Raw genomic sequence first — 22,461 nt, 5'->3', positions numbered from 1 at the left:
TAACAGCGCAGGGTAAGTGCTATGAAGGACTTTTACTTTTCACAATACGAAGACAGAAAACCGTACCAGCCAGTTCCATTCTCAAACGGCCGGCAGTTTCTGTATCAATATCTGGCCACCATCAATCTGGCGATGGGAGTCTGGTACTTTCACTGGCGCTGGGTATACTCTCTCAACACCGAAGCCCTCTGGTTCTCCATCCCTCTGGCTCTTGCCGAGACCATGGCCTTTCTGAGTACAACCTTATTTATTGTAAATCTGTGGGCCAATAAGGATGAAGCGCCTAAAACTCCGCCCGAAACAGTAAGTGAAATACTGTCTGAGAAAGACCGTCCACCGCAGGACAGACCGATCAGCATTGATATCTTTCTGCCAACCTACACCGAAGATCCTGAACTGGTCCGCTACAGTATCCGTGATTCCAAAGCAGTTACCTACCCTTATGCCGTCGACATAAAAATCCACGTTCTTGATGACGGTAAACGGGAGGAAATGCATGCAGTAGCTCTTGAAGAAGGTGTCAACTATATCACCAGAGATGACAACCGTGGATTCAAGGCCGGAAACCTGCGTAATGCCATGGAACTGACCTCCGGTGATATCATCGTAATTCTTGATGCCGACACCCGCCCTTTTCCACAATTTCTGGAAAGAACACTTGGCTACTTCAAAGACCCCGAAGTGGCATGGGTGCAGACTCCTCAATGGTTTTATGACATCCCTCAGGGAGTCAGTCTAGAGGAATGGCTCAGTAAAAGATTCGGTAAAATATCAGGTTCAATCGGAGCTTTTTTTGAAAAAATTATCGGCAGAGTCTTTGTGGGAAAAGATATTTTCGGCAGTGATCCCAGAATGTTTTATGACTGCATTCTAAGACGCCGCATGAATTATAATGCAGCATTCTGTTGCGGTGCCGGCTCTTTGCACAGGAGGGAAGCTGTACAAAGAGCCGCACTGCTCCGCTACATTGATGAAGTTGAAAAACATGCAGACCTTGCCAGTAAGGATGCTGACGATCCTGAACTTGCTGAAGCAATCAGGTTCGGCGCAGCACGCGGGTTTATGACCGATACAGAAGTCACTCCCTACAAATACCATGTATCCGAAGACATCTATACATCCATGCTTCTGCATGCAGATCAAAGCAGAAACTGGAGATCAGTACACCACCCTGAAATACTTTCTAAAATGCTTTCCCCTCAGGATCTGGAATCATATCTGACCCAGAATTTCAAATACGCCGGCGGAACCCTTGACCTGCTCCGTCAGGACAATCCCGCAACCCTGCCCGGCCTGTCCATAGGTCAGCGGCTCATGTATTTCGCCTCCACTTTTTCATATTTCGCAGCCTTCTGGATGCTCATTTTTCTAATTACTCCGGCAATTTTCTATTTCACCGGAATTGTTCCGGTTAAAGGATTTGATCTGGATTTCTTTATCCATATCCTTTCTTTTCAGATTATATGTCAGATTACTTTCATGCTCGGCACATGGGGAGTTAATACCCTGCGTAATGTCCAGTATTATGTGGCTTTTTTCCCATTAAATATCAAAGCCATCTGGACAGTGCTCAAGGGAGAAACCATCAAATTCAAGGTAACACCGAAAACAGGTGAAAGCAGAGCCAGGCTGGATCTGGTTCGCCCGCAGATTTTTGTCATAGTGCTCAATGTTGCAGGGATCATCTGGTATCTGGGCCGTATTGCTCTCGGTTATGAATACGACCTGCTCGGATTCATAATAGCGACCTTCTGGTCCATGCTGAACATGTCCTCACTAATGGTAATTGTGCGGGCCGCAACCTGGAAAACCGAAGCAGACAGACTATTATAGATCAGGATAAGGGGATGCCCCCCTGTGGATACCCTGATTGCAGAAGAATAATTTTTATGCGGAGAAAGATATGGGCTTCAAACAGCAGATACTTGAAATGCGCAGCCAGATAGCCGTCATTCTGGGGCTTATCACAACAGGATTCATCATATTTTTCCTGACCGACCTAAGCCATCTTCAGGATACTCGAACTCTTACGGCCATGGACAAATCAGGCAGTGAAGTTGCTTTAGTAGAATTTACTCCGGATATCCCGAATCCTCCTTTGCGTGATCTGACTGAACCGGAAATGAAAACTGCCCGCACAGCGTGGAAGTATTTCGAAACAAACTGGAATCAAGATACCGGTCTGGCCGACTCTGTTTCCGGCTTCCACTTCACAACTCTGTGGGATACCGCATCCTATCTGCTGGGACTTATTTCTGCGTACAAGCTGGAAATAATATCTGAAGAAGAATTTCATTCCCGCATGGAAAAGGCTCTTGATTCACTGGCAAAAATACCGCTCTACAATGGAGAGCTGCCGAACAAAGCATACGATACCAAGTCACTTTCCATGACAGACTACCAGAACAAGCCCTCCGATACAGGTACAGGATGGAGTGCCATTGATATCGGGCGGCTCTTTGTCCCTTTCAATGTCATTCTCTATGAATACAGCCGCTACACTCCCAAAATACGGGAAATAGTTTCCCGCTGGAATTACAAACGCATGTTCATAGACGGTCAGCTTTTCGGAGTAACCTACAAGAATTCCGTGGAACAGCTCAATCAGGAAGGTCGTCTCGGTTACGAGGAATATGTATCTAAATCTTTTGCCCTGCTCGGTTTTGATATCAGCGCAGCGTACAGCTATCTTGATCATACAGGATTTGTTGAAATCGAAGATGTGGAAGTCCCGGTTGATGTGCGGTCCTCTGCCATATTCGGCGCCCACACCTACGCTCTCAGCGAACCGTATATTCTGGATGGGATAGAATTCGGTTTTGACCACTATTCCCGTGAATTTGCATACCGCATCTACCTTGCACAGGAAAACCGCTTCAAAAATACAGGAATCTTCACTGCGGTGACTGAAACAGCTCTCAATGAAGATCCTTTCTTTGTCTACAACACTGTCTACGGCGAAAATAAAAAGTGGGCCTGCATAACTTCCGAAGGACTGGAGTCAGCTGAGTGGCGAACCCTGTCCACCAAGGCGGCACTGGGCTGGTACACACTTTATGAAACCGGATATTCCAAACAGTTAGTGGAAAAAATAAATAAACTGGCAACACCGGACAACGGTTTTTATGCCGGAATTTACGAGAATGACCAGAGGATCAATGCAGTTACGACCTGCAATACCAACGGAATTATCCTCGAAGCTCTTTACTATAAAAAATTCGGTCCGTTCCTGCGTATTATGGGCAAGGACGGAAAGTAGGCAGTCATGCTTGCGGGCAGGGTCTGGATATGCATGTTTTTAACAGTGCTCATTTCAAGCAGCATCTGCCACGCTGACGACCTGTATATGAAAGAAATTCCGTCCCCGGGATTGAAAAAATTCAATCAGACTGACAAGGGCTGGAGTTTTCTGGACATGATTGAACGCTCTTTTAAAATTAATACTGAGAAATTCAACGGAAAGCAGTCCTTCGGTGAAGTGCTGGCAAGGGAGATGTCCATCAACATAGGCTATACAACTGCGGTGAACAGTATCCAGCAGGCCAACAAAAACGGGAAATCACCAAAGGAAATAGTAAAACAGTCCTTTACCCAGACCATCGGGTTCAACGGGCTGTCACCCTACTACGGCAGAGTGACATTTTATGAATATGCAGACCCTACCTATCAGCAGGGTTATGAACCGGATTTCAGCTATAGTTTCGGAGTGGCAAACTTTGCACCGGACACACTGTCCCTTGAATACTCAAATTACGGAGGCAACAGGCTTTCTCCTAAAGTCGGTGAAGAATTTACAGATCTTAATCAGGGAACTATTACCACCACCTACCGCTTCGAAGTACCGGAAAAGGTGGTCAGGCTCCTTCATCCGGATGATGAGGCCAGAGTACTAGGCTGGGCCTCATACAACATTACTCCTGAGTACCAGCAGGGACGCTGGTGGAAGCAATGGTTCGGGCTGGGATTCTCCGTCCCCATCTGGAATAACATAAGCATCTGGGCACAGGGCAACCTTTACCCGGATTCGTCCCAGACAACAGCGGGAGATCCTGATTTTACATACGGTTTCGGATATTATGACTGGTCTCCCGGTGGGTTTATTCTGGCATACTCAAGCTATGCCCCCAACGGCTTTCCGTGGGGAAACAGCGCCAAGGACGGAGACATAATGGATGGAAGTATTTTTCTGGGATACAATTTTGACCTTGAAGCAATATGGAATTTTATGACCGGACGCAAAGCAAAACGCAGTAAATCAAAACCAAGCAAAACACGCCCCCCGTGGGGTCCGAAATATATGGAATGGTGATCAGTTAATGGAATACAGAACAGCTTTTATACGGCTCCTGCAGGCAGCACTTATATGTATACTGCTGCTTTGTTGCGGCTGCAAAGTGCCTGTGCATAAAACAGATGCGGATGCTTTCAATTTTAAGGAGGCATCTACAGCTGTCTCCCCCAGACATATTACCGGAGAATATTCTCTATGGGGCAGCAATAAACCGGCGCAACTGAGTGAAGACCAGCTAAATATTGCTAAGCAGGCATGGACATACTTCACCAGAACCGTATTTCCTGAAACAGGACTGCCGCAGGGCGCAGTAGGCAGCGACACACTGACCATGGACAATGTAGCTTCCTATCTTGCGGCACTGACCTCTGCAAACTGGATCGGTCTTCTTGAAGAGGTTGAATTTCATGCCCGCATGACAAAGATCGTAACATGGCTGAATACCATGCAGCTCAATTCTCTGGGAGTTCCCAACACATTTTACAACGCACGTACCGGACAAAGCATAAATGGCGCAGGACAACCGGGGGAAGACGGTCATTCAGCACTTGAACTGGGCCGACTGCTTATCTGGATGCGTATTGTACGTAATATCTACCCGACTCACGCCGCTGCCATTGACCGTGCCGTGCTGCGCTGGAATTTCCGTAACCTGATTGATGCGGACGGACTGCTATACGGCTCATATTATCGGGAGGGAAAACTCAGGGCGTACAGACAGGGACGGCTCGGACACTTGCAATATGCGGCAAAAGGATTCGCTCTCTGGGGTTTCAATATTGCTGCATCTCTCAAGGCCGATAGCTACTCACTGATGACCATCAATAAGATTCTGCTGCCTTTTGACAATCGCCCCGTACAGGAAAGAAACAGCCCGCGTCCATTTGGCGAACCTTTTCAGATAGGTGCTGTCAGCACAACTTTCCCCTTGCTTGACGGCATAGAATTCAACTGGAAAAAACCCGGTCCTGCTGCTGATTTTGATAGATGGCCGCAAGACTTGAAATCAGAACAGTTTGCAGCCTCAATTTATGAAGTTCAGAAGTCCAGATATACAGTTGACGGAATACTCACCGCCCGGGCTGATCATAATCTGGACCGACCGCCTTATTTTGTTATCGATTCTGTTCTGGCCCTTGGAGAACCGTTTGCAACCATTGATAAATCCGGCCGCCCTCAAATAGAACAAGCCTGTGTATCAACTGGAGCAAGCTTCCTGCTCTGGGCTATGTTTGATCAGGATTATACTGATATGCTTATGGACTCAGTGGTCACCATGTATGACAGCTATGGAGGCTGGTACGCCGGATTTTATGAAAGCAGCGGAACAATCAACAAGGCGATTTCATTAAATGATAACGCCGTCATTCTTGAATCTCTGGCTTTCATGCTCTCCGGTCCCCTGTTTCAGCCCTCTGTCACCAAAGGATACTGGGAACTGACCCTTGAAAATGAATCATTTGAGGAAAAAGGACTTCCTCCGGCAAGATTCCAGAATGAATTTCAGCCCATGCTGAACATGGAAAAAACGGAGCCTCAACCATGATCAGCCAGAAGCGGAAGGCAATATTTATGCTGAGCATACTTTTCACGTTGCTCTGCTTCGGGTCTGCACTCAGCTTTCCTGCATCATGTACGGCGGAAATCAAACCTGCCGGTCGTCAGATTGCAAGGCAGGGACCGCTTACCGAGCGTGAGCAGCAGTGGGCACAAACGGCATGGAGCTATTTTAAAAACAACGTCAATCCCGATACAGGACTTGCCGGAGCACAGCCGAACTACGCACCTTTTACCATGTGGGATTTATCAGCCCATATGGCAGCTATTCTTTCCGCCAACGAGCTGGGATTAATTGATGATAAAGAATTTGATTCGCGTATCCGCAAAATTATTTCATGGCTGAATGTAATGGAACTGTTCCGGGGCGATCTGCCAAACCAGTTTTACAGCGCAGACAACGGCGCTATGGTGGACTGGGCCAACCAGCCCGGAGCACTTGGCTGGTCGGCTCTTGATCTCGGGAGGCTGCTCATCTGGCTGCGCATTATCAAGGAGAGACATCCAGAATACTCACAGCAGATCGACAAGGCTGTCATGCGCTGGAACTGGACCAAACTGATGGACCGCAACGGAACAATGTTCGGGGCCAGTTACTATCAGCGTGATGAGAATAACCTGATTCACTACGCCGAGGGAAGACTCGGTTATGAAGAATATGCTGCGCGCGGTTTCGCCCTGTGGGGTGCAAATACTGATGCCGCATCAAAAATCGACCCTTATTCCACCATCACTATTTACGGAGTGCCGGTCCCGTTCGATGCCCGTGAACCGGAAAATCAACATGCCCCGAACTTCGTGGTAACTGAAAATTTTGTACTGGACGGCATTGAGCATAACTGGGACCTGCCGGAAAACCGCAATACCTCAGTCACCAGACATACCGACCCCATGCAGGCAAAATTCGCATGGGCAGTATACAAGGCACAGGAATCACGTTTCCTGAACACAGGCATCCTGACCGCAAAAACAGAAGATGCTGTGGATCAGGCCCCCTACTTTGTTTATGACACTATCCTCGGTCACGGAATTCCGTGGGCGACCATGAGTCATGAAGGTAAAGCCATGCCTCAGTTAGCCTGCCTGAATACAAAAGCAGCTCTGGGACTCTGGGTACTTTTCAAATCCGACTATACTGACCTGCTGGCGGAAGTAGCCTCAACCATGTTTGAACCGGACAAAGGTTTTTACGTCGGGCGCTATGAAAAGACAGGAAAGATCAACAAGGCGATCACCCTTAACGGAAACGGGGTCATCATGGAAATCCTGCTCTACAAAGCGCAGGGCAAACTGCTGAAATACAGCGAAAAGGAAAGTTACTGGGATAAATTTTTCAAGACAAATTCACTGCCGGGCAAAGCATTGCCGCCATGGAAATATCAGCCCTACATAACCATACACAAATATGATCCCTAACGGAGAACCCATGCTTAACCGCAAGGCCGCCATACTCATACTCATATTATTCCTGCTTCCAGCCATGTCAGGGTGCGGCGCTGTTTATGAATATTTCAAATGCGGCTTCGACTTTTCAGATGACGATGGAGACATTGTCCTGACCGAGTGTCACAGACTCTCTGACCGTGGGCAGCTCTTTGCAGAAGTCGCATGGACGTATTTTGAAAAAAACTACAATCCTGCAACGGGACTTGTGAATGCAGCTGAAAACTACCCCTACACTTCAATAGGCGAAATTGCGGGCTATATTTCGGCCCTTATTTCAGCCCATGAACTGGACGTTCTGGATGAACGCAGATTCTGCCAGCGGGTTGGAAAACTTGTTGAATGGCTCAACGCTATGGAGCTGTATGCAGGAGAACTGCCGAACCTGATCTACAACTCACACACCGGACGCATGGTCGGATTTGATATGAAACCGGGGAAAGCCGGATTTTCATCCATGGATATAGGGCGACTGCTCATCTGGCTGAAAGTGCTCAAAACCAAATATCCTCTTTTTGCAGAAGGTATTGACCGGGCTGTACTGCGCTGGAATTTCTGTCTGGCTATTTCAGGCGACGACACCCTGCGCAGCGGACGCTACGTTAACGGCAAAACAGAATTCATCTACGAAGGCAGACTCGGATGGGAATCATATGCTGCGCGAGGATATGAAATGTGGGGGATTGATATAAAATCATCGGTTCCCTCTCCCCTGCGCTACATTGAAATCTACGGACGAAAGGTTCCATATGATCCTAGAGATTCCATCTCCACCGGAGTTCCGGTCTATCTGACCTCAACGCCCTTTCTTCTGGAAGGTATGGAGTTCGGATACTCGGATACAGGAATTCCCGAAGAACACCATACCGGTGATGATGCTCTGGACAGGTCCGGGCTTGCCCGCGGCATATACGAGATTCAGGAAGAACGTTACCGCAGAGAAGGTATCATGACCGCGCGCAGTGAGAACGGAGTTGATAAACCTCCTTATGCTGTAATCGGTACTATCACCGCTGAAGGTAAACTCTGGCCGACCATATCCCGTGGCGGCGAAATGCATTATGATCTGGCTATCTTTTCAACCAGAGCAATTTTCGGAATGTGGTCCATATGGGATACAGACTACACCCGCTTTATCATGGCTGCGGCGGCCTGTTGCTTTTTTGAGGAAGGACGGGGCTGGTTTGAAGGCCGTTATGAACATAACTGGCGCATCAATAAAGTCATGGTTCTTGAAACCAACGCCATTGTTCTGGAATCGCTGCTTCACAGACTGGACGGCCCACTTGTCAGAGTCACCAAAGAACCGAGCTACATTGATTTCTATATCCGTAAGGAGCAGCCCATGAGCGACTATCCACGCTGCCTGCCGGGACTGAAACGGGAGGATTTGTAAAATGAAAATCCTCCGCAACACCTTATTTACACTGCTTGCAGTTCTCTTCACTGCACACAGTGCTTTTGCGGCCTTTGACGGATTGGGACAACTGGTTTCAAGCCCTGTTTTTGCCGAGGCAGTGACCTTATATAAAAGCGGTAAATATGAACCTTCTGCCATGCTTCTTGATGATCTGGCCAGAAATTTAAGAGGAATATCTCCTGAGGTAAGCGGCGTTGTTTTTGTCATGGCCAGCAGAGCTGCCGCCAATGCAGGTAATGCCAGAGCCTACGAATCATGGGGGATGGCAACTGCCCGCTTTGCCAGAGCCGGTATGTCATGGAACAGTGTACGTTCAACCCTTGATCAGCAGCTTGAAATGGCAAGGCTTGGTTCAGCCGGGCCTGCCGCAATCGGTGCAGGACAATCGCCCGGATTTGCAGCTCCGGCTGTAAACCTGCCGCCGGAAGCAGGAAGACTGGCAACTGCGTGGGATCTTTTCGGCCTGAAAAATTTTGACCGCCCTTCTCCCGGACTGCGCCGTGAGAAAACAGCCGACCAGATCTGGAATGATATGGACGGATCTACTCAGGGACAGGTTACGGTTATCCCCTATTCTGAAGGGATGTGGGGAAAAACAAATTCAGCGACTCCCCCAATACAGGAACAGAATATTTCCGATCCACGAACTGCTCCGGCAGGAATACCAACTCCCATGCGTAAACAGGCCGTGCCTTCAGACCATAGCACAGCTGCGGCTGCGGCCTCATATGCCGCGTCAACTCAATCATCGACGACCCCTGTCATAAGTGAGCAATATAAAGATGCAGCGCGTCTGGCATGGAGCTATTTCCAGCGCAACTATCAGCCGTCTACCGGATTATACAACGGTCTGGATCTTTATCCTGTCACAACTGTATGGGAAATAGGAACATCGCTTGCTGCCCTGAATGGAGCACACCGCCTTGAAATCATCACTGACAATGAATTCATGCAGCGGACCGGACTTATGCTGCAGACACTATCTTCCATGGACCTCTATCAAAATGAACTGCCTAATAAATTATACTTTGCAAACTCGGCAAGAATGGTGGGTGAAGACCAGAAACCGACTTCAACAGGAATAGGCTGGGAGGCTCCTGATGTGGCAAGGCTGCTCCTGTGGCTTAAAAAAACCGCCATCCTGCACCCTCAGTTTAAAAGTACAGTGGATAAAATTTTCCAGAAAATGCGTACCGAAAGACTCACAAAAGATGGAAGCATCTATTCTATTTCCGTATATGCAGGAAAAGAATATCCCAAAGTCGAAACAGGATTCGGCCTGCCGTCCTATGCTGCTGAGGTTTTCAGACTCTGGGGTCTGGATACGTGGAAATCACGGGATTACCGCAACAGTCTGGCCTTTAAAACTTTATACGGGATCAAAGTTCCGTTCAATAAATCAGGTCCGGCCATTTCATCCAAAATCTTCGCACTCATACTTATGGAATTCGGTAAATCCGGCAATGAGCAGGACAGGCTTATCCGGTCAATATACGAAGTTCAGGCTGCCAGATATAAATCTGAAGGAATCCTGACCAGTACGGATTCCGGAAGGATTGACCGCAGTCCATGGTTTGCCGAAAGCGCAATCATAACCGCTGACGGCGCAGGAGTATGGCAGTGCGTAAGCCCTTACGCTGAAAAACCGCTGAACCTGTTCTGGGCCTCAACTGCTACAGCATTCTGCTGGGATGCACTTTACAACACTGCCTACACCCGCACTCTGATCAACAAACTCTACCCCCGGCATGAAAAAGGAAAAGGTTTTCAAGCCGGGATATACGATACAGCAGGTATCAACAAAGCTTTAACACTGGAAACCAACGGACTCATACTTGAAGCCGCCATGTACCGGAAAATGCCCGAAGGTTTCATCGGTAAATTGAAATAAAACCGGATTTAAGGAGGACTGCCATGAGAATGTATAAATATCTGATCATTGCTGCTGTTTTCACCATAATTTCAGGTTGCGCCAAATCGCCTACCCCTGAAAATCCGGTAAACCTTACCGTTTACGGAGACATTAACCGGGTCTTTGAAACTGAAAGTGCGGACATAGGATCAATCACCGATTTTATGTCCATCCATCCTGAAATTAAAGTTGAAGTCATACCGGAATATGATGAGTGGGTACTCCATGAGCAGGCGCTTAAAATCATGCGTGACCCCAAAGCCGAGCAGCCGGACATAATTGAAATGCCGGGAAGCTGGGTTGCTTCTTTTGCACAGGAAGGACTGCTGCTGCCCATAGAATCATGGTTTGAAGAGCTGCCTGAAAGAGAGAAAAAAGATTTTCTGGCCCCGCTCGTGACCGGCTATAGATATGAAAAAGAACTTTACGGCCTGCCCGCCCTCCTCGGTTTACAATACCTGTACGGCTGCAAAAAAATGCTGCCGGAATCAGGACTGCCCAAAACAATTGAAGAACTTGTCAGCACCTCACGATACATAAAAGAAAAACACGGTGTTCAGGGGCTCATATTTCCATCTAAAGGTCTGAACCTCTATAAATTCTATTATACCCTGCTCCAGATTGTGCTGGATGGGCAGAAAACAGAAAACAATCTTGAGGCACACGTAACGGCTTACAAAGCTTTTTACGCTCTGGTGAAAGAGAATCAGCCGGATTACGAAAAGTTCAGCCATGTTGTGGCTGAGGGAGAATTCAGATCTGGAAAAGCAGGAATGTCAATTAACGGCAACTATGTCTGGTATCTTTTAAGTCTCAGCAAAGATGTAGGTTTTCCGGTACATCCTGAACATGTAACTGTAGGTTTTCTGCCGATGCTGGAATCGACAGACCGCCGCAAGAACCATGTCTGGTCACGCGGGTTCGTCATTAATAAACGCACCAGACATCCTGAACAGGCCCTTACACTGCTCCATCACCTTACCTCAGAACGGGCGGATTTTTTCCGTCTTAAGACCAAATATATTCTGCCTGCCAGAAAATCCGCAGCCATGTACGGCAAAGATCTTCCGGGTATGAGTCCGGCTCCGGCCTGCGGTCTTTATACCAAAAAGGAAGGTGGAAGCGAAAATGGACCTGCGACTATAAAAATAGATGAATCGCCGACAGGCTGGTACAATACGGTAAGTAAGATTCTTGATTTGCTGCACAAAGCACTTGCCACAGACATGGAACCTGAAGATGTAGCTGAAAAGATGGTTCAAATTGAAAAGGGTCTCGCTGAATAAAAGGAGCTGTCATGAATATGCAAAACACAAAAACAAACTATGCTCTGCCTCTCATCATGCTGCTGGCCCTGATCTTGAGAATATATGGTATAGGAGATGAAAGCCTGTGGATAGATGAAGGTCAGACCGTGACCTATGCCACAAAATCATTTGCCGGAATTATCGAGTACTGCGCCCGTGACGTGCATCCTCCCCTTTATCTTTTTATCATGCATCTATGGACCTCGGCCTTCGGTATTTCTGAAGCGGCGCTGCGCCTGCCCTCAGCAATTTTCGGGGTCATTGCGGTCTACCTGACATTCAAAGTCGGTGAAAAACTTATGAACAGCACCGGAGCCCTGCTCGGCGCATTTTTCATGGCTGTTTCATATATGGGCATCAACTTTTCACAGGAAGCCCGCAGCTACACAATGCTTCTGACTGCGATTCTCCTTTCCTGCCACAGCCTGCTGCTCTACATTGAAAAACCGGACAATAAAAATTTTCTCTACTACGCCGCAAGTGTGGCTCTGATGCTCTACATCCACACTTTCACGGTTTTCATCATCATGTTTCATCAGCTCTACTTTATAAACGACTGGTTCACCAATTCAGGACAGCGTTTAAAAAGGCTGGTCAACTGGATAAGTGTAAACATTGCAGCTCTGGTAATATTCAGTCCGTGGCTTTTCTTTCTGGTCAGACAGGTGCTGGCAAAACTTGGCGGAGAAGGTCCCGGTTCATGGGTTCCGGTCCCCGACCATATAACCGCGTGGCGAACCCTGATCCAGCTTTCCGGCGGTGAGGCTCCCCTAGCTGCTGCTACGCTCGCTCTGCTGATTTTTCTCATTGCAGCGGCCATTCCGCAGCTCAGGAAAAAACTCATTGCCCCCTCAAGCAGACCGGCAGGAACAAAAACAGGACTTTTTCTATCCCTGTGGTTTCTATGTGCTGTGGCTGCACCGTTTATTGTTTCACTGATACTTTCACCCATATACGTAGAACGTTATGCAATACAGTTCCTGCCGGGATTCTGTCTTTTTCTCGGACTGATCATGAGCAGACTTGAACCTGTATTTTTGAAGTCAGCAGTGATTTTCCTTTTTCTAGGGACAACAACTCACGGACTATGGCTCTACTACACAACCTACGACAAGGAACAATGGCGTGAGGTTGCCCAGTTCATCAAAGATAACATAAAGCCCGGTGAGGCTCTGGTTATGAGTGCGCCGTGGATTTATGAACCATTCACCTACTATTTCCCTGATGTCGGTGACCCCCAAATAATTCAAGCATTCAGTCATGTTAATCTGCGCAAGGAAACTGAGAAATACGATAATATATGGCTGGTGCAGGCTCACGAATTTTTCTCCGATCCCGGTGGATCTATTCCGGCCATGCTTTCTGAAAGCAGACTGATCAAGCAGCATAGGGATTTTAAGGAAGGGATAAAAGTAAATCCTATTCTGGTTCATTTCCAGTCCATAAGGGCAACCAAATATGATGCAGGAAGAATGCAGGATTACCTGCGCAGCGGCAAAGATGATAACAAAGAAAGTTCTTCAGCTGAAAGCCTTGTCAAAGGTCTTGATGACGGACTGATTATTGAAAACAGTAATATTAAAAAATATGCTGACGGCAATTCATTCAAAACCGGAGCTGACAGCAAACTGAGATACAGAATTGCCAAAAATAAAATTATCGGTGAAGGAGCAATTTCCTTCCGTATCCACCCTGAGTGGAAAAAAGAAAGAAAAAAACGGATTCTGCTCATGGCAAAAGGCCCTAAATGGGACAAAGGATCTGTTTTTCTGGAACTGTCACCGGAAAATAGTTTACGGGCAATTTTCTTTAAAAACGGTTTCAGCGGAATAGTACAGGGACCGCCTGTAGATTTAGCTGACCGCTGGCACAGCCTCACCCTCAGCTGGAACAGGCAGAAAACAACTATTTTTCTGGACGGCAAAGTATATGCACAGGCAGACCTGCCAAGTCCGTTTCAATCCGACTTTAAAACTCTGCATCTCGGCGCAGATCATCAGAACAAATTCTCCGCTCCGGCCGAATACGATGACCTCATGATTTTTGAGACTGGTATTTCAGCAGATGCTGCAATGACTCACCATAACAAAGGCGATGCAAATCCGGGCTATTGGTATGATCTTGATCTGAAAGGAAGAAGAGACAGAAACGGTGCCGAAAAAGGATTCAAATCAGGTAGAGAGCAGTTTTTTACCGCTGTCGTCCCGAAAACAGGATCTCAGAAAACGTCTTCAGGAGAAGCAGCATTTACTTTCATACCGGACTGGTCAGCAGGCGACAGTAAACAGAGAGTGCTGCTGGCATTCTACGGCAGTGCATGGAATATGGGGTCCATGTTTCTGGAAAAAACACCTCAGGATTTCCTGCAATTGATCCGCTGGGAAAACGGTAATCCTTCATGTGTAGCAGGGCAGGAAATTAAGGACTGGGCAAAAAACCAACCGCATAAAATAACTATGTCATGGAATAAAGACAGTATTGAGCTGACTATTGACGGTAAATACCACAGCACTGCATGCAGCCCTGAATCCGTATCAGAATTCAAATCTATAAGTATCGGAAATGATATGAGCGGCAGTCTTCCGGCAAAAGGAACATTTGAAAAAATTTCAATAAAGGATTAGATAAAGCTGCTTAATAAATAACAACATGATTTACAAGTACCTTTTCATAATTTTTACATGAGTACTCAGCAAATCACAAAAAACAATTGGGACTTAAAAAAATGAATTATTCAAAACACTTTAAAAGACTAAGTTTAGCATTAACCTTTATTGCCACATTAATGCTCTGCAACGCAGCCTACGCGAAACCAGATTCATCCTCTAAAAGACACATCGATAAAGTAACTCAGAAAAAAATTGAACATAAATCCAAACACGCAAATATCAAACATGTACAAGCCAAACATGTCGCAGCGGCAAAATCAGAAAAGAGATCTAAAAAAATAGCGGAAAAGAAAAGATCAGCCCATATAGTAAAGATGTCAAAATCAGGCATATGCCATGACTACTCATCAAAGCACTATGCCAGAACAAAACATTTTACGGAATTTCATTCAATGAAAGCATGCCTGAAGGCAGGCGGAAGACTACCTAAAAAATAAAGTCAGCGATGCAAAATTAAATAAGTTGATACCTGTCACAAAGTGACAGGTATCAACTCCTGAAAAAACATTAAAAATTGGTCACATGTCATGCATGATCACAGACCAGACTGCGCTGTGAATTGTTTTTCAGCAGCTTCAAAATTATTTTTATAAGCTTATCCACATCTACAGGCTTGGAAAGATAATCATCCATACCGGCTTCCAGAAACTCGTTCCTGCTGTCTGAACTGGCATAGGCAGTTAAAGCCACAATCGGAATTCCAGTATTTTCATCACCGGCCTGCCCGCTTCGTATGGCTATGGTAGCCTGCACCCCGTCCATCAGCGGCATGCGGATGTCCATTAAAACCAGATCATATTTTTCTCTCTTTAATTCCTCTAATGCTTCAACACCGTTACCTGCGGCACCAGCCTTAAAACCTGATTTTTTTAATATGCCCTTCATGGCGAGCATATTTATGGCCTCATCTTCAACCACAAGTATTGAAGACATACCTGATTCAGGACTATCAAGTTCACTGCAATCGCCAGTAACGACCTTCTCATTTTTATCTTTTTTGAATGGAATGGACACGTAAAAAGATGATCCAACTCCATGTTCACTTGTAACAGAAAGAGTTCCGCCCATTAGTGCCACGAGCTTACTGACAATTGACAAGCCCAGTCCGGCCCCATGATATAACCGTTGGTAACCCTGGTCCGCCTTAGTGAACATTTCAAAAAAGCTGTCAATATTCTCATCCTGCATACCGATTCCGGTATCCGAGACCGAGAAAAGAATTCGATATATTTCAGGAGACTTCTCAGGCAATAAAGTAGCGGTAACGTTAATCTCTCCGTGCTCAGTAAACTTTACTGCATTACCGACAATATTATTTAAAACCTGACTTAAACGTAAAGAATCTCCAAGAAGAGTTTGCGGAACGGCGCTATCCACATATAGTTTGAATTGAAGACCGCGCTGCTTGCAGGTGGGGCCGAACAGCAACTCAATTGTTTCAAGAATCTTAGCCGGTTCAAATGACTTTTCCTCCAATTTGACGTTACCGGACTCAATCTTAGTCAAATCAAGAATGTCGCCAAGCAGATCAGTTAGCCTGTTAGCTGACTGAATAGTCAGCTTAACAAAATCTTTCTGTTCTTCTTCAAGTTCAGTATCTTTTAGAAGATATAGCATACTGACAATTCCATTTAACGGAGTTCTGAGCTCATGACTCATGTTTGCCAGAAAAGCTGATTTTGCCTTATTTGCAGATTGAGCCTTCTTTTTCTGTTTAGTCAGTTCAATATTTTTTTTCAAAATACTTTTATGCATTTTATCAAGACTATGAACCATTTCATTATATGAACGTGCCAGTTCCAGCAGTTCGGCCGGAAAATTATCAGTTTCTATAAACGAGTGAGAATTACCTGTTACGAGGCTTGCAAATGCATTTTTAAAAATATCTTTGGCGGTAGTTATCAATTCACGTACGGATATAACAGTTATACAGATCCAATCCATAGAATCAATTTTATGCCAGTGAACCTGATAGGATTCATTGTCAGTATTAAAATTTCTGTATCCGCTCTTTGACTCAAAAAGACTCTCCAGATTTATGTTCTGAAAAACTTCATGAGCATCCTTAAATCCAACAATAGAGATTTCACCCTTATCCATTTCTGTAATGGATACACCGCGATTATCGGCAATAAGTGATCCGCTTTTTTCAACAATACAAGTCAGCTGACTTTTGCGGTTTGCCACCAGAATATCATGGCGCACCAGACCTTCAACCCTTACATCAATGCTCCACAGTCCGACAAAATCATGCTCGATGTACACAGGAATAGATGCGGCAACAATTAAACCGCCACCGGCATAATCCACATGCGGAGCAGACCAGCGTACTTCTCTATCTGGGTTAGCTTCAGGACAGACCGAGGCATAAGTATGGTAGGTTGACCAGTCAAAATCGGGGGTTATAGCTTCGATCTGATCAATATAAGGAAATTGCAGAGCTGTATTTGTAACATCCTGATAATACATCCAGACAGCACTGGGAATTCTTTCAAACATAGGTGCAAGCAGATCGCCCAGATTGCTAAGGCAGAACAAATGAAATCTGGCTGTTTCGTCATTAATTTTTTCCGGAGGCCATGAATAGCTGATTGCGTCACCGGAAAGTTTTCCTTTTCTGAACTCTGTAAGCTGAGAAAGGCTTAAATAAAATCCGTCATCACCGACAGCAAAATCGTTTTCATTAAGCCAGCGCGCTATTTCATCACGGTCATGCTTAGTTTCTGTAAAAAGCTTGGTGGTCTGCGAATCCAGAAAATACAGAAAATCCTCTACCCTTTCCAATTCACAGGAAACAACATGGGCAATGGATCTGATTTGAGTCTGGATATGTTCGTATTCAGGCATGGAGCACCCCGCTCTTTTTTAACTGACCTCTCTATTAAAGTAATACTTATCATGAATCGACACAAGTAGGTTGTCTAAAAAAGGTGTGTCAAAGACTGCGCTGAGCCCTATGCGGAGATACAGTAAGGTAATAGATTATATCATACGAACAAGAATAGGTCTGCAAATAAAAAGCCGGAATCATCTATGCACAAACATTCGGATTCCGGCCTTAATTTATTATAATATAAATCGTTTTAAACTTTCACAATTAAATCACGTTAGAAACTCGCCCATAAGATGAAGTTTATGCACGATCGGAAATAAACATTCAAAGAATAAGGCAAATAACGACAATTCAAACTAAGGCATTCACATCAATAATTATCCCTTGATATGATCAAGAATCATGTCAGCAAATTCTGCGCCTTTACTTATTGTTTCAGCCGTCATGTCAGCAGGACTGCGGCATTCTCCAATGTACAGTTCACCTGCTTTTTCAGCAAGCATGGAAGCGACAAACTTATCAAAGGATGAAAATACTTCTGCATTCTCTTCATAATTATCAGCACCGGTCACCAGCAGAGCAATGGGAGTATCTTTAACCAGTGAGGTGTGATTTGGAGTACCATACTGTGTAATAAGCGAATAAGTGCGGTCAATCACTGCCTTTATCTGAGCAGAAACACCCCAGAAATAGACGGGGGAAGCGAACACTACAAGATCAGCTTCTATCATCTTTTCCAGAATATCGATTGCATCGTCTTTCTGAATACAGCCGATTTCCTCAGCCGTAACGGAACACTTATTACAGCCAAGACAGCCTTTAACGTTTTTATAGGCAACATTGACCCGCTCTACAACATGCCCTTCGGCTTTGATTTCATCTTCAAATGCTTCAAGAACAGTTGCTGTATTTCCTTTTTTCTTTGCACTTCCAAGCAAGGTAAGTATTTTCATAAATTATCTCCAAATATTTTGTTTATGCGAATGATTCATTTGTTGACACCATAAATATCCATACACAGTCAATCAGACATATGAATTGTTTTTATCAATTTAATCAAAATGTGTTATCAATATGAACCTGCAAACAGATTATCTCAGAACATTTATTGCCGTAGCCGACACCCAGAGCTTTACGAAAACAGGCAGACTGATCAACCGCTCCCAGTCGGCTGTCAGCATGCAGATCAAAAGACTTGAAGAAGAAATCGGAAGGCCGCTTTTTGAAAGAATCGGTAAAACGGCCAGACTCACAATAGATGGAAAGCTGCTGCTCAGTCATGCCCGCGGCATTGTGCAGAAGCACGATGAAGCAGTGGCCTCACTTTCGAGTGCACAGCTTGAAGGAATAATCCGCTTCGGATCACCGGAACATTACACAACCGGGATTCTTCCCAGACTGCTTGCAGGATTCGCGGCCGCTTTTCCTGATGTCCTGATTGAAATGCATTGTGCGGGCAGTGATATTGTACAAAAAGGTCTTGATGCCGGTGATCTTGATCTGGGCTTGTGTACCGAAATAAATAAACAAGGCCGTATAATCCACCATGATCATCTTGTCTGGACTGCCAGCCCTGATTTTAAAGTACGTAAGGACAGTGTGCTTCCACTGGCAGTGGAAGACGAATGTATTTTTCAGGAATGGGCAGTACATGCACTGGAACAAGCCGGAATTTCATATAGAATTGTTTATGTGAGCAGAGGGTTATCAGGGATTCTCGATGCAGCCCGTGCAGGACTGGCCATAGCACCTGTTATAAGACGTAACCTTCCTTCTGATCTGGCGATTCTTGGAAGCGAGCACGGCCTGCCGATGCTCCCCAAATCAAGTATAGTATTAAATACCCGCACTCCGCCGCTTCCTGATCATGTAAACTGCTTTGCTGAACATATAATTTCAACTTTTAAATATACTGCGGGATAAAATTTAACTGAAATAAACTATATTTTATGCTATAGATCTACAAAGACTCAGAATAACTATCTTAAAGTAAACAAAAAGTATAACTGTCTATTAATAATAGCCCATACAAAAAAGGGAATACACTGCATCATTTAAGATATTATAATATATAATAATTGACAAACATTATACTTTTATCTTTTGCTAAAAACAATATCTATTTATTATAATTACTATTTTAGGTATAGTTGAAATATAAATTGAACGGTTTGTAATGTTCAGTATATCTAGGGAGGAAAAGAATGAACTTGAAAGATGTTAAACTGGGAAAGAAGCTCGGCCTCGGTTTTGCTGCCATTTTGATCATAATGACAGCTCTTGGACTTATGGCTATTCTCAATATGAACTCAGTAAGTAAAGGAAGTGATAAGCTTGCCCAAATGTACATACCTGAAGTTGCAGAAGCAATTGACGTGCAAAAAGCATCACTGCTTACGATGCATGCAATGCGAGGATTCTCCCTTACTACGAACGAAGCATACTGGACAGAAAGCAAAAAATTACTGAACGAACTTCGTAATGACCACCTTAAAGATGCCAAAGCTCTGGCGGACAAATATCCACAACTTGTTAAACTTGGCAAAAATGTAAAAAAAGCAATATCCGCAGTGGACCAGTACACCACTCTGGCAACCCAAACCCGTAAAGTTCATGATGAGTTGCAAAAGAACCGTATGGTGATGGAAGAATCGGGCCGTCTGTTCATGGAAAATGCATATCAGTACCTCACGGATCAGAATGAAAAGGTAGTCAAGCAGATTGAGCTACAGGCACCTACTGCTGAGATAAAGGAAAGGCTTGAAAAGATTACAAACATCAATGATGTCATAGACATTGGAAATAATATCCAGATAAAAAACTTTAAAGCACAAGCTGTCCGCAAACTTAAAATACTGGAGAACAGTCTCAAGGATTTCTCGAAAATTGATAACGAGCTGTCAGTGTTAAGGTCTGTGACCAAACAGGAAAAAGATATACAGACCCTTGAACAAATAAAAAAAGAAGCTGACGACTATCAAAAGGCTATGAAATCCTTCTACGAAAACATGCTGCAACTCCAGAAACTGGACCGCAGCCGTGAAGAAGCCGCCGATCAGGTACTGGCATCTGCTGAGATAACAGCTGATTCGGGAATAGAGCAGACCCAGCTGATTGCTAATGAAAGTGCTGGCAATCTTGATATGGCCACAATTATTTTATCCGCAGGTCTGATCATTGCTGTCCTTGTCGGAATAAGCCTGGCCATATGGCTCACCAGAGCCATCACCGGCCCCATGACCAAAGGTGTTGTTTTCGCCACCAAAGTTGCTGAAGGCGATCTGGACCAGACTCTGGATATTGACCAGAAAGACGAAGCAGGCCAGCTGGCAACAGCCATGTCCAAAATGGTGAGCAATCTGAAACTGAAAATCGCAGAGGCTGAGCAGAAAAGTAAAGAAGCCGACCATGAATCGGAACGCGCCAGAAAAGCTATGAACGACGCCGAAGCTGCCCAGGAAAAAGCCGAGTCCGGCAGACAGCTGATCATGGACGCAGCCAAGCGTCTGGAGAGCGTGGTGGAGAGAATGACTACATCCTCCGAAGAGCTTTCCGCACAGGTAGAACAGGCCAGCAATGGAGCCTTGATTCAAACTGAACGAGTCAGCGAGACCGCAACAGCAATGGAAGAAATGAACGCAACCGTGCTGGAGGTAGCCTCCAACGCAAGCAACGCAGCCACAGAATCTGACAAAGCCCGTGAAAAAGCACAGGAAGGTTCAGACGTGGTCGGCAATGCTGTAAATTCTATCCAGAACGTAGAGAATCAGATTAACGATCTCAAAGTTCACATGTCTTCCTTAGGCAAGCAGACAGAAGATATCGGCAGTATCATGAATGTTATTTCTGACATTGCCGACCAGACCAACCTTCTGGCTTTGAATGCTGCCATTGAAGCTGCAAGAGCCGGAGATGCCGGTCGTGGATTTGCTGTAGTAGCTGATGAAGTACGTAAACTCGCAGAAAAAACCATGACAGCCACAAATGAAGTTGGTGAAGCCATCAGCAACATTCAAAACGGCTCACGCGACAGCATGAACAGTATGGATAAAGCTGTAGTGACAATCGAAGAATCCAGCAAACTGGCTGCACTTTCTGGCGAAGCACTTGATGCAATCGTAGCACTGGTTAATGCCACAACGGATCAGGTTCAGGCCATTGCAGCTGCATCAGAACAGCAGTCTGCTACCAGCGAAGAAATCAACCGTGCAGTAGACGAAATAAACCGCATCTCCAGTGAGACATCGACCAGCATGAGCCAGTCAGCCATTGCTGTAGAGGAATTAGCTCAGCAGTCGCAGGAACTGAAAGGCCTCGTTGACGAAATGGTCCACAGCGGAGAGTAATAATCAGCCCTGCTCTTCCCCTAAGCCGGACTGAGATTTGCGGCTGACCTGAAAATCAGAACGACTATTGAAAAGGATTTACACTCGCCGGAGTGTAAATCCTTTTTTTTTGTACTGCGATTCAGAAAATATTTGAACCCGAGACATCAACCTGCCAAAGAAAACACGGCACATGCAATTTAACATTTTTTGACAATAAATGACATTTAAATAACACATAAATGTATCTAACAACTTTATTTGACAATCATCTTGAAATAAAAATCAGTTAAAACTATTGTAAATTACAAAAATCAACTACCAAAACTAAAAAGGAGTTTGAGAAAAATGCAGAAAGCAACGCTGGAAAAAATTTTTGAGTACGCATCAATGCCGGTACAGGGAACATTATCCCGTAAACTACGTAAAAATATCAGACTTCAGGTAAATGAAGGAGCTGTTTACGAATCGGCAGTATTGTTCATAGGTGAAGAATTCATCCGTATTACTCAGGAAAAAGACAAAGAATGTATCAACACCTACTACAACTGGGAAGAAATCGGATCAGTAAGAACATTCAGCCCGCTTGAATCATAAGCTTAAACTGTACGGCATATAAAAAAGCACACGACATTCTTAAAACCCCCGTCTGCAAGACAGAGTCCTGCAGACGGGGTTTTGTATCGGGGGGGGGGGCGGAAGAA

15 protein-coding genes are annotated in these 22,461 nt (G+C 45.2%); 13 read left to right on the top strand and 2 right to left on the bottom strand.

Features of this window, described 5'->3' with window-relative positions:
- Positions 1-21: 21 nt before the first annotated feature.
- The 10 genes from H589_RS0100265 to H589_RS18830 all read left to right on the top strand — a co-directional run bounded on the left by H589_RS0100265 (position 22) and on the right by H589_RS18830 (position 15,036).
- Positions 22-1,833, top strand: a complete 1,812-nt coding sequence (locus H589_RS0100265; RefSeq protein ID WP_027720170.1) for a glycosyltransferase — start codon at positions 22-24, stop codon at positions 1,831-1,833.
- Between the two features lie 70 nt (positions 1,834-1,903).
- Entirely contained in the window at positions 1,904-3,259 is a 1,356-nt protein-coding gene (locus H589_RS0100260; protein WP_027720169.1) for a DUF3131 domain-containing protein, read from the top strand.
- A gap of 33 nt (positions 3,260-3,292) precedes the next feature.
- Positions 3,293-4,309, top strand: coding sequence for a hypothetical protein (locus H589_RS0100255; RefSeq protein WP_027720168.1), 1,017 nt, complete (start codon positions 3,293-3,295; stop codon positions 4,307-4,309).
- A gap of 7 nt (positions 4,310-4,316) precedes the next feature.
- Positions 4,317-5,837 (top strand): DUF3131 domain-containing protein, encoded by a 1,521-nt coding sequence (locus H589_RS0100250; RefSeq protein WP_027720167.1) that lies wholly within the window; start codon positions 4,317-4,319, stop codon positions 5,835-5,837.
- Entirely contained in the window at positions 5,834-7,264 is a 1,431-nt protein-coding gene (locus H589_RS18835) for a DUF3131 domain-containing protein (RefSeq protein ID WP_051249552.1), read from the top strand. Before H589_RS0100250 ends, H589_RS18835 begins: the two co-directional genes overlap by 4 nt.
- A 10-nt stretch (positions 7,265-7,274) precedes the next feature.
- Positions 7,275-8,687, top strand: coding sequence for a DUF3131 domain-containing protein (locus H589_RS0100240; protein ID WP_027720166.1), 1,413 nt, complete (start codon positions 7,275-7,277; stop codon positions 8,685-8,687).
- 1 nt (position 8,688) lies between these two features.
- Complete coding sequence (locus H589_RS0100235) at positions 8,689-10,602, top strand: DUF3131 domain-containing protein (RefSeq protein WP_027720165.1); 1,914 nt, start codon at positions 8,689-8,691, stop codon at positions 10,600-10,602.
- A 23-nt stretch (positions 10,603-10,625) separates the two neighbouring features.
- A complete protein-coding gene (locus tag H589_RS0100230; protein WP_027720164.1) occupies positions 10,626-11,909 on the top strand; it encodes an ABC transporter substrate-binding protein in 1,284 nt (427 codons plus the stop codon).
- A gap of 11 nt (positions 11,910-11,920) precedes the next feature.
- Positions 11,921-14,554 carry a glycosyltransferase family 39 protein gene (locus H589_RS0100225; RefSeq protein WP_027720163.1) on the top strand — a complete coding sequence of 878 codons (2,634 nt, stop codon included), beginning with the start codon at positions 11,921-11,923 and terminating at the stop codon, positions 14,552-14,554.
- Positions 14,555-14,655: 101 nt separating this feature from the next.
- Positions 14,656-15,036 carry a hypothetical protein gene (locus H589_RS18830; protein WP_156891573.1) on the top strand — a complete coding sequence of 127 codons (381 nt, stop codon included), beginning with the start codon at positions 14,656-14,658 and terminating at the stop codon, positions 15,034-15,036.
- An 88-nt stretch (positions 15,037-15,124) separates the two neighbouring features.
- Here H589_RS18830 and H589_RS20200 read toward each other — a convergent pair whose 3' ends face one another.
- Together H589_RS20200 and H589_RS0100210 are read right to left on the bottom strand one after the other, a co-directional pair.
- Complete coding sequence (locus H589_RS20200) at positions 15,125-17,446, bottom strand: hybrid sensor histidine kinase/response regulator (protein WP_051249551.1); 2,322 nt, start codon at positions 17,444-17,446, stop codon at positions 15,125-15,127.
- Between the two features lie 363 nt (positions 17,447-17,809).
- Positions 17,810-18,385 (bottom strand): flavodoxin family protein, encoded by a 576-nt coding sequence (locus H589_RS0100210; protein ID WP_027720162.1) that lies wholly within the window; start codon positions 18,383-18,385, stop codon positions 17,810-17,812.
- 121 nt (positions 18,386-18,506) lie between these two features.
- Between H589_RS0100210 and H589_RS0100205 the strand changes: the two genes are divergently transcribed.
- The 3 genes from H589_RS0100205 (at position 18,507) to H589_RS0100195 (ending at position 22,354) form a co-directional block, all read left to right on the top strand.
- Positions 18,507-19,355 carry a LysR family transcriptional regulator gene (locus tag H589_RS0100205; protein WP_027720161.1) on the top strand — a complete coding sequence of 283 codons (849 nt, stop codon included), beginning with the start codon at positions 18,507-18,509 and terminating at the stop codon, positions 19,353-19,355.
- Between the two features lie 281 nt (positions 19,356-19,636).
- The gene (locus tag H589_RS0100200; RefSeq protein WP_051249550.1) at positions 19,637-21,778 is read left to right on the top strand and encodes a methyl-accepting chemotaxis protein; all 2,142 of its coding nucleotides are present in this window, start codon (positions 19,637-19,639) and stop codon (positions 21,776-21,778) included.
- Positions 21,779-22,105: 327 nt separating this feature from the next.
- Positions 22,106-22,354 (top strand): hypothetical protein, encoded by a 249-nt coding sequence (locus H589_RS0100195; RefSeq protein WP_027720159.1) that lies wholly within the window; start codon positions 22,106-22,108, stop codon positions 22,352-22,354.
- Positions 22,355-22,461: the final 107 nt, after the last annotated feature.

The organism is Maridesulfovibrio zosterae DSM 11974 (assembly GCF_000425265.1).
In the GTDB taxonomy this organism is placed as follows: domain Bacteria; phylum Desulfobacterota; class Desulfovibrionia; order Desulfovibrionales; family Desulfovibrionaceae; genus Maridesulfovibrio; species Maridesulfovibrio zosterae.
The sequence above is the reverse complement of the archived record's forward strand: the minus strand, read 5'-3'. Positions and strand labels throughout refer to the sequence as shown.